Source organism: Comamonas humi (genome assembly GCF_054782535.1).
The window spans coordinates 1-17,439 of the sequence record NZ_BAAGSH010000007.1; the positions used below are offsets into that span (position 1 = coordinate 1).

General features: G+C 64.1%; 16 protein-coding genes and 2 tRNA genes. 8 read left to right on the plus strand and 10 right to left on the minus strand.

Annotation, left to right across the window (positions count from 1 at the left end; all coding sequences use genetic code 11):
• Positions 1-58: 58 nt before the first annotated feature.
• The 5 genes from ACYVKR_RS07110 to ACYVKR_RS07130 form a co-directional block, all read right to left on the minus strand.
• On the minus strand, positions 59-214 hold the full coding sequence (locus tag ACYVKR_RS07110) for a hypothetical protein (protein WP_460480121.1): 156 nt from the start codon (positions 212-214) through the stop codon (positions 59-61).
• Positions 211-2,364, minus strand: a complete 2,154-nt coding sequence (locus ACYVKR_RS07115; RefSeq protein ID WP_460480122.1) for a hypothetical protein — start codon at positions 2,362-2,364, stop codon at positions 211-213. Before ACYVKR_RS07115 ends, ACYVKR_RS07110 begins: the two co-directional genes overlap by 4 nt.
• Before the next feature lie 20 nt (positions 2,365-2,384).
• Entirely contained in the window at positions 2,385-2,669 is a 285-nt protein-coding gene (locus tag ACYVKR_RS07120) for a hypothetical protein (protein ID WP_460480123.1), read from the minus strand.
• A 98-nt stretch (positions 2,670-2,767) separates the two neighbouring features.
• Positions 2,768-3,391, minus strand: coding sequence for a hypothetical protein (locus ACYVKR_RS07125; protein WP_460480124.1), 624 nt, complete (start codon positions 3,389-3,391; stop codon positions 2,768-2,770).
• A 49-nt stretch (positions 3,392-3,440) separates the two neighbouring features.
• On the minus strand, positions 3,441-3,776 hold the full coding sequence (locus tag ACYVKR_RS07130) for a DUF1799 domain-containing protein (RefSeq protein WP_460480125.1): 336 nt from the start codon (positions 3,774-3,776) through the stop codon (positions 3,441-3,443).
• Between ACYVKR_RS07130 and ACYVKR_RS07135 the strand changes: the two genes are divergently transcribed.
• The gene (locus tag ACYVKR_RS07135) at positions 3,777-4,952 is read left to right on the plus strand and encodes a tyrosine-type recombinase/integrase (protein ID WP_460480666.1); all 1,176 of its coding nucleotides are present in this window, start codon (positions 3,777-3,779) and stop codon (positions 4,950-4,952) included.
• 55 nt (positions 4,953-5,007) lie between these two features.
• On the opposite strand, the gene ACYVKR_RS07140 is transcribed toward ACYVKR_RS07135, so the two are convergent.
• The 3 genes from ACYVKR_RS07140 to ACYVKR_RS07150 form a co-directional block, all read right to left on the minus strand.
• Positions 5,008-5,084: transfer RNA gene (locus tag ACYVKR_RS07140), tRNA-Val, on the minus strand.
• A 76-nt stretch (positions 5,085-5,160) separates the two neighbouring features.
• On the minus strand, positions 5,161-7,401 hold the full coding sequence (locus ACYVKR_RS07145) for a RelA/SpoT family protein (protein ID WP_460480126.1): 2,241 nt from the start codon (positions 7,399-7,401) through the stop codon (positions 5,161-5,163).
• Positions 7,402-7,431: 30 nt separating this feature from the next.
• A complete protein-coding gene (locus ACYVKR_RS07150; RefSeq protein WP_460480127.1) occupies positions 7,432-8,364 on the minus strand; it encodes an alpha/beta fold hydrolase in 933 nt (310 codons plus the stop codon).
• An 87-nt stretch (positions 8,365-8,451) separates the two neighbouring features.
• Between ACYVKR_RS07150 and ACYVKR_RS07155 the strand changes: the two genes are divergently transcribed.
• The 3 genes from ACYVKR_RS07155 (at position 8,452) to ACYVKR_RS07165 (ending at position 11,905) form a co-directional block, all read left to right on the plus strand.
• Entirely contained in the window at positions 8,452-9,234 is a 783-nt protein-coding gene (locus ACYVKR_RS07155; RefSeq protein WP_460480128.1) for a 3-hydroxybutyrate dehydrogenase, read from the plus strand.
• 320 nt (positions 9,235-9,554) lie between these two features.
• Positions 9,555-10,286, plus strand: a complete 732-nt coding sequence (gene ompR / locus ACYVKR_RS07160; RefSeq protein WP_460480129.1) for a two-component system response regulator OmpR — start codon at positions 9,555-9,557, stop codon at positions 10,284-10,286.
• Positions 10,287-10,441: 155 nt separating this feature from the next.
• A complete protein-coding gene (locus ACYVKR_RS07165; RefSeq protein WP_460480667.1) occupies positions 10,442-11,905 on the plus strand; it encodes a sensor histidine kinase in 1,464 nt (487 codons plus the stop codon).
• A gap of 108 nt (positions 11,906-12,013) precedes the next feature.
• Here the strand turns inward: ACYVKR_RS07165 and ACYVKR_RS07170 are convergent.
• Positions 12,014-12,100 (minus strand) — tRNA-Leu (locus ACYVKR_RS07170).
• Positions 12,101-12,190: 90 nt separating this feature from the next.
• Here ACYVKR_RS07170 and hpnC point away from each other — a divergent pair.
• The 3 genes from hpnC (at position 12,191) to ACYVKR_RS07185 (ending at position 15,338) form a co-directional block, all read left to right on the plus strand.
• A complete protein-coding gene (hpnC, locus tag ACYVKR_RS07175; protein ID WP_460480130.1) occupies positions 12,191-13,033 on the plus strand; it encodes a phytoene/squalene synthase family protein in 843 nt (280 codons plus the stop codon).
• Between the two features lie 81 nt (positions 13,034-13,114).
• A complete protein-coding gene (locus tag ACYVKR_RS07180; protein ID WP_460480131.1) occupies positions 13,115-13,960 on the plus strand; it encodes an isocitrate lyase/PEP mutase family protein in 846 nt (281 codons plus the stop codon).
• A gap of 175 nt (positions 13,961-14,135) precedes the next feature.
• A complete protein-coding gene (locus ACYVKR_RS07185; protein WP_460480132.1) occupies positions 14,136-15,338 on the plus strand; it encodes an ammonium transporter in 1,203 nt (400 codons plus the stop codon).
• A gap of 3 nt (positions 15,339-15,341) precedes the next feature.
• Here ACYVKR_RS07185 and ACYVKR_RS07190 read toward each other — a convergent pair whose 3' ends face one another.
• Positions 15,342-16,301: a LysR family transcriptional regulator gene (locus ACYVKR_RS07190; protein ID WP_460480133.1), complete on the minus strand. Its 960-nt coding sequence runs from the start codon at positions 16,299-16,301 to the stop codon at positions 15,342-15,344.
• A gap of 148 nt (positions 16,302-16,449) precedes the next feature.
• Between ACYVKR_RS07190 and ACYVKR_RS07195 the strand changes: the two genes are divergently transcribed.
• Positions 16,450-17,424: a Bug family tripartite tricarboxylate transporter substrate binding protein gene (locus ACYVKR_RS07195; protein WP_460480134.1), complete on the plus strand. Its 975-nt coding sequence runs from the start codon at positions 16,450-16,452 to the stop codon at positions 17,422-17,424.
• Positions 17,425-17,439: the final 15 nt, after the last annotated feature.

Genomic DNA, 17,439 nt, shown 5'->3' on the forward strand with positions numbered 1-17,439 from the left:
TCACGAACAAGGGTGGGTCAAGATTCGATGGAAATAGTGGGTCAGGTTTGCGTGGAAATCAACAGGCCAGCTTTTCAGCCTTCAGCGCGGCAGTGGCCTGGGCCGTCTTCATGGCTTCGATCTGACCGCCAAGGCGCCAGTCCTGGATCTGCCACGCGCTGTTGGCGGCGATGGCCGCGCCCAGCAGGCCGGCTGCAACATGGGTGTAGATCATTCCCAAGCCCTCCACCAGTACCAGAGCATTGCGATGGTGATCATGGCAGGCTCCTCACCGCCTGGCCGGCGGCAATGGCGTCCGCACCCGAGGCGCCCAGCCACAGTGCCCGCTCGCTGACACGGCGGCGGTACAGGCCCAGCATGCGCTTGCCGTTGGACTTGTCCCAGCGCAGCAGCTGATCGGCCGCGCCGCGCATGTCGCCAGCCTGTACGCAGGCCAGCAGCGTGGACAAGCTCAGGTTGGCCAACCAGGCCCAGCAGACTTGCGTAGAGCTTTTGGCCCTCTTCCGTCGTCAGGTCCAGGCTGTTGATGTAGTCGCGCAGCGCTTCACGGCTGGTCGGCATGGTTTCAATGCCCAGCTTCTTGAGCTCGGCATTGAGCAGGCGCGTCTGGTTCTGCACCTTCTCCTGGTCGGTGTAGAACTTGTCGTAGAAGTTGCCGGTCGCGGCCGTGAACTTGTCCGCGCCGCCAAATGCGTCCATCAGGTCGGAGGCGAGGTCGCCCCCGGCCAGCGACGTGTCGAACAGCGTATCGCCCAGCAAGTCCATCACCGTGTTGGCGGCGGACAAGCTGCCGGACAGCCGGCCCAGCGCCTGCACGGCGGTTTCGCCCTCGCGGACGTACTCGCTCATGACCCAGACTTGTTCGGTCAGCGTTTCGGTGACCTCCTTGCCAACCCGTTGGTACGAGCCGCCGGCGTCACTGTCATCAGGCACCCAGACCTGCTCCCACACCAGCTTGGTGACCTCCTTGGTCTGCTGCTGCCACGATCCCAGCACCGAGCGGGCCAACTCTTCGTTGGCCTGGTTCAGGGCATCCTGGATCTTCTTCTGCGCTTCCTCCTGCGTCAGGCCGGTCAGCTCGAGGCCCTTGCCACCGGTGTCGGGGTGGATGGTGTCCAGCCCCAGCTCCACCGTCATCTTGCGGATGGAATCTCCATCAAGGTGCAGGATGTCGGCCTGGCTGGCCGTGTTCTCGCGCATGTTCGTGAATGCGTCCTGCAGGATCTTGATGGGGCCCTTTGTGCCCTCGATCTGCGTCCCGTATTCACGCTCCAGGCGGTCAAGACGGGTATACAGGCGCTGCAGGCGGTATGCCCGCTCGCCTTCGCCCTTCTCACCCGTTAACGACGGATCGTTCTTCAGCGCCTCGATCTCTGCCTTGGTCTTCTTGATCTCCTTCTCGGCAATGATGTAGCGATAGTCCGGACCATCGAACAGGCCGCCGCTTTCGCGCAGCAACTGGTAGCCGTACAGGTCGCCGCCCAGCGTGCCAGTCAGGCCCTGGCCCACCTGCACTTCGTCCTTGAACATGCCGCCCAGATAGGCTGCGATCATGGGGATGGCCACGGCTACGCCGGCCCAGCCCATGCCGCCCTGCGACCACATGCTGTTGACCGCAGCGCCGGGCGCGTAGGCCGCGGCGCTTTGGGTGGCCTGCAGGCCGGCAAAGCCGAAGTCTCCCGTCTGCGCCGCGAGCATGGCTGCCTGCTGGCTGCCGGCAGTGAGGCCGGGCGTGAGCATGCCGTAGGCATACGAGTTGCCCAGCAGCGTGGAGCCCCAGGAGCCATTGAACAGGCTGAGTGCCGTGTTGGCATTGCTCGCCAGACTCAGCAGGGTGCCGGCGCTGCCGCCCTTCCGATCAGCACCGCCCAGACCCAGGATGCCTGCGAACGACCCAACGATGTTCACCACGATGGGCCGCAGGAACATCTTGTAGATCTGATCCGCGACGGTCGTTTTGAACGTCGTCACCAGTGACTTCGAAAAGCTCTTCCAGGCATCTTCGCCGCCGTTCAGCATGTCGGCGAAACCCTTTCGGAAGATCTCGTCGTACTGCTGCACTTGCTGGTTGACGTACTCCTCCTGGATCTTCAGCAGCGCGGTCTGGGTGTCCGTCTCGGCCTTTTCGCGGGCCTTGGCCTTGAGCTCCTGCTTGCGGATGAAAGCGGTCAGGTCGTCCGGCTCATCATCGAACTTCATGCGGTCAATCGCCGCCGTTTCCTTGGCGAGTTCAAGCGCGATCTTGCGCTGGGCAACGATCTTCTTGCGCTGCACTTCTTCCATGCCAATAAGAGAAAGGCCATCGCGTTGGATGGCCAGTTCTTCTTTGGAGGCTTCGAGCGACTTGGTAAGCCGCTCGTCCATCTGCTTGAAGTCCGCGGTGTTCAGCGCAGCGACCGACTGCTTCTATCGCCAGCCTGAGCGGCGATCTTGGCCTTTTCCGTTGCACGTTGCAGCTCCTGGGCCATCGATCCTTCGGCGCGGGCAAGCTTCTGTGCAGCCTTGTCGGCCCCATCGCCGATGCCTTCTATACCCTTGGATGCCTCATCGCCAGATTTTTTGACCGAGTTCGCCATTTCGGCAGCGTCGGCCTTGATCTCCTGGAAGGTGCCCTTGGCTTGGTTCTCGGCACCAACAACGATATTGACTTTGCGATCTTGCTCTGCCATTGGCGGCCCCACAAACGAAAAAACCAGCCGAAGCTGGTCAATAAAAAGGCCTGCGAAATCGCAGGCCTTAAATTCAAAACTAACCGAGAGTGGTCAAGTTACTCTACATCAATAAATTTAGAGTTACAGAATTCTTTGGACATGTTGTCATAAATGAGTCCGGACCCCTCGCCACCATGTGCTGCCATCGCTTCGCCGCCGGAGTTCGCATAAAAACCACGATATCCGACATAGGCACCATAGGAGTTCTTTGCATTAACTTCTCCACAGAGAGTTGGCATACCTTTTCGATTGCTAAAAAATAGCCCTCTAAATTTCACTGAATCTGGGTCTTTAAATTTATCTGCAACATTGTTCTTTAGCTTCTTAAGGAAATCTTGATAGTCCCCAGCTGCGATCCTATCGCCCAGCAAATTACTTTCATTTTTCCGTCGTTCTCCAGCCTTCAACTCCTCTTTAGATATTATTTTCTCTCCGGCCTTTAGTTGCTCAATTTCACCGGAATTGCGGCCAACTGAGCAAATCACATTCAAGGTCTTATACCTAAACGCGATGTTAAATCTATCTTCAGTAGAGAATGTCTTGGAGCCATCATCTATCGGAGAAGTGAATTCTGGATTTCTATCCACACAAACCTTCTCCGCTTCCGACAAAGTTGATACGCCAGCCCATCCAGACTGACAAAACAACAGCCCGGTAACAATTAATCCAAATTTTTGCATGCCGCCTCCGTTAAATAGACAAGCGGCATGTTACCCGAAGCCGTTCACTTCACTTCACTGGAATCGCCAGCACGGCCCGCTCCATATGCCGGATCTCAGCAAAGAGCCGGTTCCATTCCGCCTGATCGCCCTCGGCAACCCGATCCAGCAGTGGGTAAGTGGCCTCGTATCGGAGACCGAGCCGCCCACCGCCGCCCATGCCGACAGCCACATTCCACTGGGTCTGCAGGCTGATGAACAGCAGCAGCGAATCCCAGTTTTCGGGCCAGACTTCTACCGGGTCTTCCCAATAGTCCTCGGCTTCGCACCCCTCGGCAACCTCTGGATCTGGCTTGAAGTGGGCAACTACGGCGGCGCTCAGTTTCCCATGCGGCCTTCTTGGCAAATGGGTCGTGATGGCAGCGGCGTAGAGCCGCGTGATAAATCCATCCGGGTGAATTTCACCCTGGAAGGGAAATGGCAGCGCGTGCGCCTGGCGCTGCCACCGACACCCGCGAACATCCGCTATGCGGAGAAGCTCATGGAGCGAGTCCGCAAGGCCGTTGCGCGCGGCGCCTTCGAGTGGTCTGAATATTTCCCGGATTCCCCGCAAGCCAAGAAAGCGAAGCCGGCGCACAACTTCGAGGAGTGGTGCAATCTCTGGCTGCAGACGAAAGGTCGCCTGGCCAAGAACACCTTGAATCAGTACCGCAATGCGCTCGAAGTCTGGCAGTCCCTCCTGGGCAAAGACTCGGCCATGGAGGCGCTGACCCATGCAGTCGTAGCAGCGAAAGTCGGCAGCCAGCCCTGGAAGTCGGCAAAGTTGTTGAACAACTACCTGATTCCCCTGCGCGGCGTGTTCACGCTGGCCGGCCGCGAACTCCAGCTCGCTGACCCGATGGACGGCATCGAGAACAGCAAGCATCAAGCCTCACTGCCTGATCCATTGAGCCCGGACGAGATGGAAAAGGTCTTGCACTACATTCGCGAGAAGGGTGATTTGCGGGCCTGGTCTTACTTCGAGTTCGCATTCATGACAGGCATGCGGCCCGAGGAGCTGATTGAGTTGCGCTGGGGGGATCTGGACCTTTCCAGCGGCACCATCCGCGTGCAGCGCGCACGGACGGCGGGAGAAGTGAAGCCGCTGAAAACCTACAACGTGCGCGATGTGGATCTCATGGAGCGCGCCCTTGCGGCGCTGGAGGTGATGAAGCCGTGGACGATGCTCGGCAGCAATGACACCCTGGACCAGGAATTGGGGCGGCACATCTTCGAAAGTCCGATCACCGAAAGGCCATGGAAGGACGAGCGCAGTCAACGGGATACGTTCTGGCGCCCCGCCCTGCGCCGGGCAGGTATCCGCTGGCGGCGCCCGTACCAGACACGGCACACCTACGCCACGAATGCACTTTCAGCCGGGGTAAATCCGTCCTACATCGCCAGGCAGATGGGGCACAAGAACGCAAAGATGCTCTTCTCGGTCTATGCCAAGTGGATCGATGGGGCGGATCGCGGCCGGGAAAAGGCCAAGATGGAGGCGATGCTGCGTGAGAAAGAAAAAACCCGGCTCAAGGCCGGGTAATCTCCCATAAATCTCCCACCGGAGTTTATGGCCCTCGTGTTTCAGAGGGGAAATTTGGTAGGCGCAATTGGACTCGAACCAACGACCCCCACCATGTCAAGGTGGTGCTCTAACCAGCTGAGCTATGCGCCTGTCGTTGAAGCTGAAATTATAGCCTGAAAAAACGGGCCCGCACAAATATCTGCACCAACTCGCAAAAAAACCCGCTTCAGCGCCTGCGCGCCGAGCGCACGCCCTGCACCGTGGCCACCTGCGCCAGCACCTTGGACAGGCGGTCGGTGCCGGCGATCTCCACGGTGAAGGTCATCCATGCCGTGCCCTTGACCGATTGGGTCTGCACGCCGATGACATTGGTCTTCTCGCGCGCAAAGACTTCCGAGATGTCGCGCAGCAGGCCCTGCCGGTCGGCGGCCTCCACCGCCACGTCCACCGGGTAGACCGCGGCCTCGGCCAGCTTGCCGCCCTGGCCTTCGCCCCAGGTCACGTCGATGACCCGCTCGGGGTTGCGCGCGCTCATCTCGCGGAAATTGCTGCAGTCGCGGCGGTGCACGCTCACGCCTTTGCCGCGCGTCACGAAGCCGCCGATGGCATCGGGCGGCGCGGGCTTGCAGCACTTGGCCAGCAGGGTCATCAGCGAATCGACCCCGACCACCAGCACGCCACCCTTGCCCGAGCCCTCGCTGGCACGGCGCGGCTTGTTCAGCAGGTATTCGTCCTGGTCGAACTCGGGTGCGGGCGGGTGCAGGATGTTTTCGATGGCGCGCAGCGAGAGCTCGTCCTTGCCCACCACCTCGAACAGCGCATCGGCACTCTTGAAACCCAGCTCGCCGGCCAGGTCGTCGAGCCGCACGGCGGTCTTGCCCTCGCGCTGCAGCAGCTTCTCGACCAGATCGCGGCCGCGGCTGATGTTCTCATGCGTGATCTGCGCATTGAACCAGGCCCGCACCTTGGCCTTGGCCCGGCTGCTCACCAGGTAGCCCAGCTCGGCATTGAGCCAGTCGCGCGACGGGCGCCCTTCCTTGACCGTGGACACCTCGACGGTCTGGCCGTTCTGCAGCGGCGTGTTCAGCGGCACCATGTTGCCGTCGACCTTGGCGCCGCGGCAACGGTGGCCCAGCTCGGTGTGCACCGCATAGGCAAAGTCCACCGGCGTGGCGCCCTGCGGCAGCTCGATCACGGCGGCGTCGGGCGTCAGCACATAGATGTGGTCGTCGAACAGGCCGCTGTCCTCGGTCTGGCCGACCATGTCGCGGCGCCAGGCCAGCAGCTGGCGCAGCACGGCGATCTTGGCGTCGTATTCGCTGTCGGCCGACACGCCGGCATAGCCCTTGGCGCCCGCCTCTTTATAGGCCCAGTGCGCCGCCACGCCGTTCTCGGCGTTGTCGTGCATGGCCTGGGTGCGGATCTGGATCTCGATGGCCTTGCCGTTGGCGTCGCGCACCACGGTGTGCAGTGACTGGTAGCCATTGGGCTTGGGCCGGGCGATGTAGTCGTCGAACTCGGACTCGATCGGCGTGAACTGCTCGTGCACCCGCGACAGCGCGGCATAGCAGTCCTTGACCGTGGGCACCACCACGCGCAGCGCGCGAATGTCGAACAGCTGCTCGAAATCCAGCGACTTGCCGCGCATCTTCTTGATGATGCTGTATATATGCTTGGGGCGCCCCGCCACCGTGGCGCTGATGCTGTGCGCGCGCAGGTCCGACTCGAGCCGATCGCGCAGGCTCTCCAGGTACAGCTCGCGCTCCACCCGGGTCTCGTCCAGCAGCTTGGCGATTCTCTTGTAGGTGTCCGGCTCCAGGAAACGGAAGGACAGGTCCTCCAGCTCCCATTTGATCTGCCAGATGCCCAGGCGGTTGGCCAGCGGCGCGAACACCTGCAGGCTCTCGCGCGCAATGGCGGGCGACACCGGCCGCTTGCTCGCCGCATACCAGCGCAGCGACTGCAGGCGCGAGGTGAGCCGCAGCATCACCACGCGCAGGTCGCGCGAGAAGGCCAGCAGCATCTTGCGGATGTTCTCGGTCTGCGTGGCCGGGTCGTCGACCAGGTTGTCCGACTCGGCCTGGCGCGCCTGCTCCTGCACCTTCATCAGCGCCGTGGTCTCGACAGCCAGCGACGCATAGCTGTTGCCGAACACCTTAGCAATGACCTCGCGCGGCTTGTTCAAATGCACGCTGGCGTGTACCAGGTAGGCAGCGGCCTGCATGGCCTCGGAGCCACCGATGTGCCGCAGGATGGCAGCCACCGCATCGGCATGCTCCAGCGCGTTCTCGCCGGTGCCCAGCGTCTCGTCGGCAATCAGCGGCAGCGCGAAGGCGCGGGCGCGGGTCAGCGCGTTCTCCTGCTCCGGCAGCGCATGGGCCGTGGCCGCCACCAGCGGCGATACCGGTGCCGCGGGAATTCTGTCGGAGCCCGCAATGGGCTGCGCTACCGCCGAAAGACTTTTCATGCTGAAACCGTATGCATAGAGCGAGCTTTTTTATGTCTCTTCAAGGAATGCTGCGACCACCTCAATCTGGTCGGGTGCCACGATGGTGGGGGCATGCCCCACGCCGGCGAACTCCACGAGCCGGGCCTTGGGCCCGATTTCGCCCATAGTTTGGGCCGTTTGGCGGGAAAGCAAGTCCGAATCCGCACCGCGCAGCAACAAGGTCTGGGCGGTGATCTGCGAGTACAGCTTCCACAGCACCTGCTCGCCCAGTGCGGCGGAGTCCGGCGTCATGGCCTGCAGCGCCTGGACGATGGCCGGGTCGTAGTGCAGGCAAAAGCCGCCGGACGCCTCGGGCGCCAGCATGGGGCGGCTCAGCGCCAGCCATTGCTCGGGCGTGTGCGGGCCGAAGCTGCTCGATATCTTCCACAGCGCGTCCGCCGCCGCCTGCTCGCTGTCGAAGTGCATGTTCTTGCCCACGTACTGGCCGATGCGCTGCAGCGCCGGCGCCTCGATGGCCGGCCCCACGTCGTTGAGCACCAGGCGGCGCACCGGCACAGGCAGCAGCGGCTGCACCGAAGGCTCGCCGGTGATGGCCATGCCGATCAGCCCGCCCATGCTGGTGCCGACCCAGTCCAGCGTCCCAATCGGCCCGGCTGCATGCAACTGCTGCTGCAGCGCCAGCATGTCGGCCGCGTACTGCGGCACCTGGTAGGCCATGGGGTCGGCCAGCCAGTCGCTGCGCCCGCGCCCGGCCACGTCGGGGCAGACCACCCGCATGCGCTGCGACAACCGCTGGGCCAGCACGTCGAAATCCCGGCCCTGGCGGGTCAGCCCGTGCACGCACAGCACCACATGCGGGTGCTGCGGGTTGCCGGTGCCGTTCCACTCCCAGTACGCCATGCGGTGGGTGGCATCTGGCCGCTGGGCGGCAGCGGAGGCCGCGCCTGCGCAGGTCACGTAGTTCAAGGTCGGCTGGGTCATGGGGTGTCGCATGGCGGTTTCAATTTGCGGATACGATCCGGCAGGGAACGATCTTGCATCCTATCGTAACGTCATCGGAGATATTGAATGCTCAAAGGAAAAACAGCCCTGGTCACCGGCTCCACCAGCGGCATCGGCCTTGGGATAGCCAAGGCGCTCGCCCGCCAAGGCGCCCACATCATCCTGAATGGCTTCGGCGATGCCGAAGGCCCCAAGGCGCAGGTGCAGGACGCCATGGGCGACTCGGGCGCGCGCATCGGCTACCACAGCGCCGACATGAGCAAGGCGGCGGACATCGAGGACATGTTCGCCTACGCCGCCCGCGAGTTCGGCCAGGTGGACATCCTGGTGAACAACGCCGGCATCCAGCATGTGGCTAACGTGGAGAGCTTTCCGCCCGAGCGCTGGGACGCCATCATCGCCATCAACCTCTCCAGCGCCTTCCACACCAGCCGCCTGGCGCTGCCTGCCATGCAGAAGGCCAACTGGGGCCGCATCATCAATGTGGCCTCGGTCCACGGCCTGGTGGCGTCCGCCGGCAAGGCGGCCTATGTCGCGGCCAAGCACGGCATCGTGGGACTGACCAAGGTGACGGCGCTCGAGAACGCCACCACTGGCGTCACCTGCAACGCCATCTGCCCCGGCTGGGTGCTGACCCCGCTGGTGCAAAAGCAGGTGGACGACAAGGCTGCCCAGCTCGGCATCAGCAACGACGAGGCCAAGAAGCAGCTACTGGGCGAGAAGGAACCCTCGATGCAGTTCACCACGCCCGAGGAGCTGGGCGAACTGGCCGTCTTCTTCTGCTCGCCGGCCGCGGGCAATGTGCGCGGGGTGGCCTGGAACATGGATGGAGGCTGGGCCGCCCAGTAAACCCCACCAACCCCGATCACCGAGCCAGTGCGCACACCGCGCACTGGCTTTTTTTGCAGCCTTCATCCCGCCTTTTTCAATTATGCATAAATAACATTACATTGAAACATTGACAAAACAAGCGCCAAAAACAATCAAAACACTTACATCAGCAAGCAAAAATACGGTCATTTGTTAAAGAATATGTAAATCATAGGGTTTTAACGGAACAAGCCGCCAAAAATTCGTAACATAGACACATTCTTGCTGCCGCGGCAGGCCTGCCTCTTTGCATGCCACACCCGGACAGCGTGTTCCCAACGTGTCAGAGGACTCCGAACATGGTGACTACCCCGAATCGCGTCGACAAAATCCTGGTGGTGGATGACGACGCCCGCATCCGCGACCTGCTGCGCCGCTACCTGTCGCACGAAGGCTTCGAAGTCATGATTGCCGAAGACGGCAAGGGCCTGCAGCGCCTGCTGCTGCGCGAAACCGTGGACCTGATCGTGCTCGACCTGATGATGCCCGGCGAGGACGGCCTGTCGATCTGCCGCCGCCTGCGCGCCAGCAACGACCGCACGCCCATCATCATGCTCACCGCCAAGGGCGAGGACGTGGACCGCATCGTCGGCCTGGAAGTGGGCGCCGACGACTACATCGGCAAGCCCTTCAACCCGCGCGAACTGCTGGCCCGCATCCACGCCGTGCTGCGCCGCCGTCCGCCACAAGAGGCGCCGGGCGCGCCCTCCGGCGAGAACGAGGTCGTCACCTTCGGCCCCTTCGTGTTCGACATGGGCACCCGCGTGCTGACGCGCAACGGCGAGGAACTGCCACTGACGACCGGCGAATTCGCCATGCTCAAGACCCTGGTACGCCATCCGCGCCAGCCACTGTCGCGTGAAAAGCTCGCACTGCTGGCCCGCGGCCGCGAGTTCGAGCCCTTCGACCGCAGCCTGGACGTGCAGGTGTCGCGCCTGCGCAAGCTGGTGGAAATCGACCCCGCCGCACCCCGCTACATCCAGACCGTGTGGGGCGTAGGCTACGTTTTCGTACCCGATGGCAACAATTGAATGGTGCGGGGTGCCGGCCTCGGCCCAACGCGCGTAGACTAGCGACCGCTTTTTCTTGAACTTTCCGGCCGTGGCCAGCCGCGAGGCTTGCCGCGCCCCCTTCCGAGCACTTGGTTATGGCCACCTCCGCCGCCCACGATGAAGGTTCCGGGCTCATGCCGCTCGATACGGTGGCGAGTTCGCTGGACCCTGGCGCGCACAAGCGCAAGCGGCTGGGCTTCAACCTTTTCTGGCGCACCTTCTTTCTGCTGGCCGTGCTGCTGTCGGGCAGCATCTTCGCCTGGGTGCAGACCCTGAGGGCGTTGGAGCTAGAGCCCCGTACCATTCAGACCGCGCAGCAGATCGCCTCGCTGGTCAACCTCAGCCGCGAAGCCCTGGTGCATGCCGACCCGATCGCGCGGGTTGCACTCATCAAGGCCATGGCCGACCAGGAGCGCGTGCGCATCGTCCCACGCGAGCCGAACGACCGCTACGAGCAGCTCGACCTCGGCACGCCGCTAGGCCTGCGATTGACGCAGGAGCTGACGCACCGCCTGGGCCCCGGCACCGTGGTGGCGCAAAGCGTGAACGGGCAGGAAGGCCTGTGGGTCGGCTTCACCATCGGCGCCGACCAGAACTGGTTCCTGATCGAGCCCTCGCGCTACACGCCGGCGGGCGGCAAGACCTGGCTGATCTGGGTGCTGACCGCGGCCGGCCTGTCGCTGGCGGGCGCGGCGGCCATTGCCGGCCTCATCAACCGCCCGCTCAAGCAGCTCTCGAGCGCCACCAACCGGCTCAAGGAAGGCGACTTCGCCGCGCAGCTGGACGAGGACGCCGTGACCAGCGAGATCCGCGAGGTCAACATCGGTTTCAACCGCATGACGGAGCGGCTCGCCAAGCTCGAACAGGACCGCGCGGTGATGCTCGCCGGCATCTCGCACGACCTGCGCACGCCGCTGGCGCGGCTGCGCCTCGAAACCGAGATGAGCGTGTTCGACGACGTGGCCCGCGAGCACATGGTGGCCGACATCGTGCAGCTCGACGCCACGATCGACAAGTTTCTCGACTACGCCCGCCCCGACACCATCGCCAAGCTCACGCCGGTCAACGTGCATGGCGTGGTTTCGTCGTGCGTCTATGCGGTGCAGGACCACCAGGAGCTGCAGATCCACATGGACGTGCCGCGCGAACTGATGGTGATGGCCGACGAGATTGAGCTGTCGCGCGTGCTGTCCAACGTGCTGGAAAACGCCCGGCGCTATGGCAAGACGCCCGAGACCGACTACACCCAGGTCGACATCACCGTGAAATGTAGCGAGCGCAGCGTGCTCATCCAGGTGCGCGACCGCGGCCGCGGCGTGCTGCCCGAGCAACTGGCCAACCTGACCAAGCCCTTCTTCCGCGGCGACACCGCCCGCACCGCAGCGGCCGGCGCGGGCCTCGGCCTGTCCATCGTCGACAAGACCGTGCAGCGCATGGGCGGCAAGCTGCGCATGAGCAACGCCACGCACGGCACCGGCCTGGTCACCAACATCCAGCTGCAGCGCGCCCCCGACCTGCCCAAGGGCAAGGAAAACAAGCGCCGCCTGCACCGACCCCAGGTCAAGCGCAATGCGCCGACCAATTTTGGTGATTTATGATGAAATTGGCCTCTAGTGCTTATGCAGCAAGCGCTAGCAGCTATATTTTTTGACAAACAGAATAGAAAAAAACGCCACCCGTTGCCGGGTGGCGTTTTTCATGGATGGTGGTGCGCGGGGGGGGACTCGAACCCCCACACCATTGCTGGCGTCAGGACCTAAACCTGGTGCGTCTACCAATTTCGCCACCCGCGCAACGTGTCCTGCCGGACAAGCGGGCGATTCTACATGCTCACGGGCCGCTGCCGCGGCAGTTCGGCCATTTTTGGCGCTAGCATCCGCGCTGTGAACGAATCCGCCCCCATCCAGCACTACGAGAATTTCCCGGTCGCCTCGTGGCTGTGCCCCGCCCACCTGCGCCCGCCCATCGCCGCCATCTACCACTTCGCCCGCACAGCGGACGATATCGCCGACGAAGGCGATGCCGGCTCCGCACAGCGGCTGGCCGAGCTATCGCGCTACCGCGACGAGCTGGCGCGCGTGGCCGCCGGGCAGACTCCGCAGTCGCCGTGGGATGCGGTGTTCGTGCCGCTGGCCGCGATGATTCGCCAGTTCGGCCTGCCGGTGGCGCTGCTGGACGACCTGCTCAGCGCCTTCATGCAGGACATCGCCCGCACCGAGGCCGGCGCCACCTACCGCGACCGCGCGGAACTGCTGGACTACTGCCGCCGCTCGGCCAACCCGGTGGGGCGCCTGCTGCTGCACCTCTACGGCATTGCCGATGCGCAATCGCTGGCGCAGAGCGACGCCATCTGCAGCGCGCTGCAGCTCATCAACTTCTGGCAGGACCTGAGCGTGGACATCCCGCGCCAGCGCTACTACCTGTGCGACGCCGACCGCGAGCGCTTCGGCGTGGCGCTGGCCGACATGCAGGCGCAGCGGCCTTCGCCCGCCATGCAGGCGCTGATCGCCGACGTGCTGCAATGGGCCGACGCGCTGATGCACAGCGGCGCGCCGCTGGTGCATACCGTGCCCGGGCGCAGCGGCTGGGAGCTACGGCTGGTGGTGCAAGGCGGCCTGGCCATGCTGGCCAAGGTACGCGCGCAGCAAGGCGGCAGCCTGCTGACACGCCGCACGCTGGGCCCGCTGGATGCACCGGGCATCCTGCTGCGCGCCTTGCTCATGTAGGGCATGCATGCCGGATGGGATCGCCGGGCGCAAGACTGCATCCAGGCCCGGGGTTAGCATCCCAGTCTTCCAGGAGGCTCCATGACCCATCGCAGTGTTTCTCAAAAGCGTGCCATCTTCCGCGAAATGCACCAGTCGGGCTGCTTCGTGCTGCCAAATCCGTGGGATGCGGGCAGCGCCCGCGTTCTGGCGGGGCTGGGGTTCAAGGCCCTGGCGACCACCAGCTCGGGCCACGCCTGGTCGTGTGCGCGTGCAGACGGGCAGCTGTCGCGCGCCGAAACCCTGGCGCACATGCGCTACATGGCCGAAGCCACCGACCTGCCCATCAACGCTGACTTCGAGAGCGGCTTCGCAGGCACGCCCGAAGGCGTAGCCGAGAGCGTGCGGCTGGCGGTCGAGACCGGCGTGGCAGGCATCTCCATCGAGGATTCCACCGGCGATCCGCAAGCGCCCCTACGCGGCATTGCCGAGTCGGTCCAGCGGATGCGGGCGGCCCGCGCGGCGATTGACGCGGCTGGCGGAGACACCCTGCTGATCGGGCGCGCAGAGAACTTCTTCGTGGGCCGCCCCGACCTCGACGACACCATACTGCGCCTGCAGGCCTATGCGGATGCCGGAGCGGATTGCCTGTACGCACCCGGCATCAGGACGCGCGAGCAGATCAGTGCCGTGGTTGCAGCGGTCGCACCCAGGCCGGTCAACGTGCTGATCGGCTGGGCCAGCGACCTGACCCTCCAGGACCTGGCCGGCCTTGGCGTAAGGCGCGTCAGCGTCGGCGGCGCCTTGGCGCGCGCAGCCTGGGGTGGCTTCCTCAATGCGGCACGCTCGATCGCGGAGCATGGGACGTTCGATGGCTTTGCCGATGCGGCCTCTGGCACAGAGCTCAACGCCCTCTTCAACCAGCCGGCGGACCGCCCGCCCCGCTGATACACGTGCCCGTGGACTTCGCAGGAACCTGAACCGCCCCATGCTGGGGCACGCCAAGAGTACCCCAGCGCCCACCAGCCCCAAGCTGGCGCGGATATTGCTTGCTTTTAGTGCGTTGCGTGACATCTGCGCAATTTCGCACCAAACCACAGCAATTTCCCAAGGGAGCGCTTTCATGGAAGCACTAAAACAGGGCGCCGATGCCCTGTTCATTTTGATGGGCGCGGTCATGGTCCTGGCCATGCACGCGGGTTTCGCCTTTTTGGAACTGGGCACCGTGCGCCGCAAGAACCAGGTCAATGCGCTGGTGAAGATCCTGGTCGACTTCTCGGTCTCCACCGTGGTCTATTTCGTGGTCGGCTACGCGGTGGCCTATGGCACCGGCTTTTTCGTGGGCGCCGAACAACTGGCCTCACAGAATGGCTATGCGCTGGTCAAGTTCTTCTTCCTGCTCACGTTCGCCGCGGCCATCCCCGCCATCATCTCGGGTGGTATTGCCGAGCGGGCCAAATTCTGGCCGCAGCTGATCGCCACAGCCGTGATCGTGGGCTTCGTCTACCCCTTCTTCGAGGGCATTGCCTGGAACCAGCATTTCGGCGTGCAGGCCTGGATCCAGTCGCTGACCGGCGCCGAGTTCCACGATTTCGCCGGCAGCGTGGTGGTGCATGCCGTGGGCGGCTGGATCGCCCTGGGTGCCGTGGTGCTGCTGGGCGCGCGCAGCAACCGCTACCGCCAGGGCGGGGGGATTTCGGCGCATCCGCCATCGAGCATTCCCTTTCTGGCCCTCGGGGCGTGGATCCTCACGGTGGGCTGGTTCGGCTTCAATGTGATGAGCGCGCAGACGCTGGACAAGATTTCCGGCCTGGTGGCGGTGAATTCGCTCATGGCCATGGTGGGCGGCACGCTGGCCGCGCTGCTGCTGGGCAAGAACGACCCAGGCTTCGTGCACAACGGTCCGCTGGCGGGCCTGGTGGCGGTGTGCGCGGGCTCGGACCTGATGCACCCGCTTGGTGCATTGGTGGTGGGTGCGGTGGCCGGCGCCATCTTCGTGTTCATGTTCACGCTCACCCAGAACAAATGGAAGATCGACGACGTGCTGGGCGTGTGGCCGCTGCATGGCCTGTGCGGCACCTGGGGCGGCATCGCGGCGGGCATTTTTGGTGCACAGGCGCTGGGCGGGCTGGGCGGCGTACACCTGGGCGCGCAGATCATTGGCACGCTGATCGGCGTACTCTGGGCCACCTTGGGCGGCGCTCTGGTCTATGGGGCGCTCAAGGCCACGGTGGGCCTGCGCCTGAGCCTGGAAGAGGAATACAACGGCGCGGACCTGTCCATCCACCGCATCAGCGCCACCCCCGAGCGCGAGGCCAACTGGTAAGCCCTACGGCAGCTCCTGCATCCCCTGGGCGGGCCAGCTGCCATTGCCGATCAGTTCGGCCGCAATGGCCCTGAGCAGGTTGCAGACGCTTGACTCCGCCATGCTGGGGGTATCGGTGGAACGGCGGACCATGTAGACGGGGCGCGACAAGGCAGGCTGGGTGATCTCGGCCGCCGACAGCTTGCCGCTCTGGATCTCCTGGAACACCGAGGCATAGGACAGCAGGCTGCAGCCCACGCCGCCCGCCACCAGGTCGATGATCTGGTGGATGGCATTCACCTCCGCCACCGGCACCAGTTGCAGGCGGTGCGCGGCGGACAGCCTGTCGAGCAGGATACGCAGCCCATGCTCGGGCGCCGGCAGTATCAGCGGATAGCGCGCCAGCGTGCCGAAGCGCACCTTGGGCAGTACCTGGGCATCGCCGCTTCTGGGCACCAGGCGGCCCGGCGGTGCGATCAGCACCAGGGCTTCGTCGGCCAGCGGCTCATGGACCAGGCCGCTGCTGTCGTGCTTCTGGAAAGTGATGCCTATATCGATCTGCCCCTGCAGCAGCAACTGGGGGATGTAGCCGGTACTCAGCTCCGCCACCTGCAGCCGCACCTGCGGCCACCGCGCGAGCGTGCCAGTCACCAGCGGAACCGTCAGCAGCTTGGCCATGGACTGCGGCAGGCCCACGTTCAGCGGGCCGCTGGGAGTGGCATCCATGCGCCGTACATCGTCCAGCGCGGTATCGAACTGCGCCAGCAGCGCCAGTGCGTGCTTTTCCAGGCGGAGCCCGGCGGCCGTGGGCCTGACGCCCTGCGCCGTGCGCTCGAACAGCCGCAACCCCAGGTTCTCCTCCAGCCCCTTGATGTGCATGCTCATGGCGGGCTGGGCAATGTACATGGCCTGGGCGGCCTTCGAGATCGAGCCGGCCGCGCAGACGGCCAGAAAGCATTGCAGGTTGCGCAGGTCTATGGACATGGGAAAGCAGGTGTTTGCGGGCCGAGAGGGTTTCCGTCCGCATTGGCATAACTCAAATTGATATCTACCATCAAATTTTCGTCTTTGACGGTTATAGCATTTTTGAACACATTGGAGTCTCGCCACACCAACAACAGGAGACACCAGGATGCCGCTGAACCGCCGATCCGCCTTGACGGGCATGGGCCTGACCCTCTGGGGCGCACACACGCTGGCACGCGCCAGCCCGGACAGGACGCTGCGCATCGTCGTGCCCTTTGCGCCAGGCGGCCCGGGCGATTTCTCCGCCCGGCTGGCTGCCGTGCATCTGGCCAGGGAGCTGGACCAGAACGTGATCGTGGAGAACAAGCCCGGCGCGGGTGGCAACATCGGCACCCAGCTGGTCGCCGATGCCCCGCCGGACGGCAATACGGTGCTGCTCAACACCGTGGGCATGCAGGCCATCAATCCGCTGCTATACCCCAACCTGCGCTCCAGCCCCACGCGTGATTTCCTGACGCTGGGCATCGTTTCCGTCGTGCCCAATGTGCTGGTCGTGCACCCCTCCAAGCTGGAATTGGGCACGCTGGCCGATCTGGTCGAGCTGGCCAGGCGCAAACCTGGCCAGCTGAGCTACGCCACCTTCGGCTCGGGCAGCTCGCCGCACATCTACGCATCGCTGCTGCTCAAGAACGCGGGCATCGAGGCCGTCGGCGTGCCCTACAAGGGCAGCGCGCCGGCCAGCGCCGACGTGATGGCCGGCAATGTGGATTTCCTGTTCGACAGCATGACCACCTCGCTCGGCCCGATCCAGGGCAAGCGGCTCAAGGGTTTGGCTCTGACCTCATCGGGGCGTTCGCAGCAGTTGCCCGACATCCCCACCATGCAGGAATGCGGCTACCCGGCGGTCAACCTGCGGTTCTGGCTCTCGCTGCAGATCCATGCCAAGACGCCAATGCCGATCGTGGACAAGCTGCGCGCGGCCCTCTACCGCAGCATCACCCATCCCGACTACGTGGCGTCGCTGAATGCCCGCGGGGCCGAAGGGCTGGCCATCGCGCCGGACCAGGTGCATGGCTTCGTGCTGAAGGACACGGAGCACTGGGTCTCGCTGGGCCGGCAGATCGATATCCGCCCGGTTTGACATTCTGCCGGCACG

Excerpts from the sequence above, each read along its gene's own strand:
- ACYVKR_RS07120 (WP_460480123.1), bottom strand. The coding sequence starts at position 2,669 with ATGGCAGAGCAAGATCGCAAAGTCAATATCGTTGTTGGTGCCGAGAAC.
- ACYVKR_RS07110 (WP_460480121.1), bottom strand. The coding sequence starts at position 214 with ATGATCTACACCCATGTTGCAGCCGGCCTGCTGGGCGCGGCCATCGCC.
- ACYVKR_RS07165 (WP_460480667.1), top strand. The coding sequence starts at position 10,442 with ATGCCGCTCGATACGGTGGCGAGTTCGCTGGACCCTGGCGCGCACAAG.
- ompR (WP_460480129.1), top strand. The coding sequence starts at position 9,555 with ATGGTGACTACCCCGAATCGCGTCGACAAAATCCTGGTGGTGGATGAC.
- ACYVKR_RS07195 (WP_460480134.1), top strand. The coding sequence starts at position 16,450 with ATGCCGCTGAACCGCCGATCCGCCTTGACGGGCATGGGCCTGACCCTC.
- ACYVKR_RS07155 (WP_460480128.1), top strand. The coding sequence starts at position 8,452 with ATGCTCAAAGGAAAAACAGCCCTGGTCACCGGCTCCACCAGCGGCATC.
- ACYVKR_RS07135 (WP_460480666.1), top strand. The coding sequence starts at position 3,777 with ATGGGTCGTGATGGCAGCGGCGTAGAGCCGCGTGATAAATCCATCCGG.
- ACYVKR_RS07125 (WP_460480124.1), bottom strand. The coding sequence starts at position 3,391 with ATGCAAAAATTTGGATTAATTGTTACCGGGCTGTTGTTTTGTCAGTCT.
- ACYVKR_RS07185 (WP_460480132.1), top strand. The coding sequence starts at position 14,136 with ATGGAAGCACTAAAACAGGGCGCCGATGCCCTGTTCATTTTGATGGGC.
- ACYVKR_RS07145 (WP_460480126.1), bottom strand. The coding sequence starts at position 7,401 with ATGAAAAGTCTTTCGGCGGTAGCGCAGCCCATTGCGGGCTCCGACAGA.
- ACYVKR_RS07150 (WP_460480127.1), bottom strand. The coding sequence starts at position 8,364 with ATGACCCAGCCGACCTTGAACTACGTGACCTGCGCAGGCGCGGCCTCC.
- ACYVKR_RS07180 (WP_460480131.1), top strand. The coding sequence starts at position 13,115 with ATGACCCATCGCAGTGTTTCTCAAAAGCGTGCCATCTTCCGCGAAATG.
- ACYVKR_RS07190 (WP_460480133.1), bottom strand. The coding sequence starts at position 16,301 with ATGTCCATAGACCTGCGCAACCTGCAATGCTTTCTGGCCGTCTGCGCG.
- ACYVKR_RS07115 (WP_460480122.1), bottom strand. The coding sequence starts at position 2,364 with ATGGACGAGCGGCTTACCAAGTCGCTCGAAGCCTCCAAAGAAGAACTG.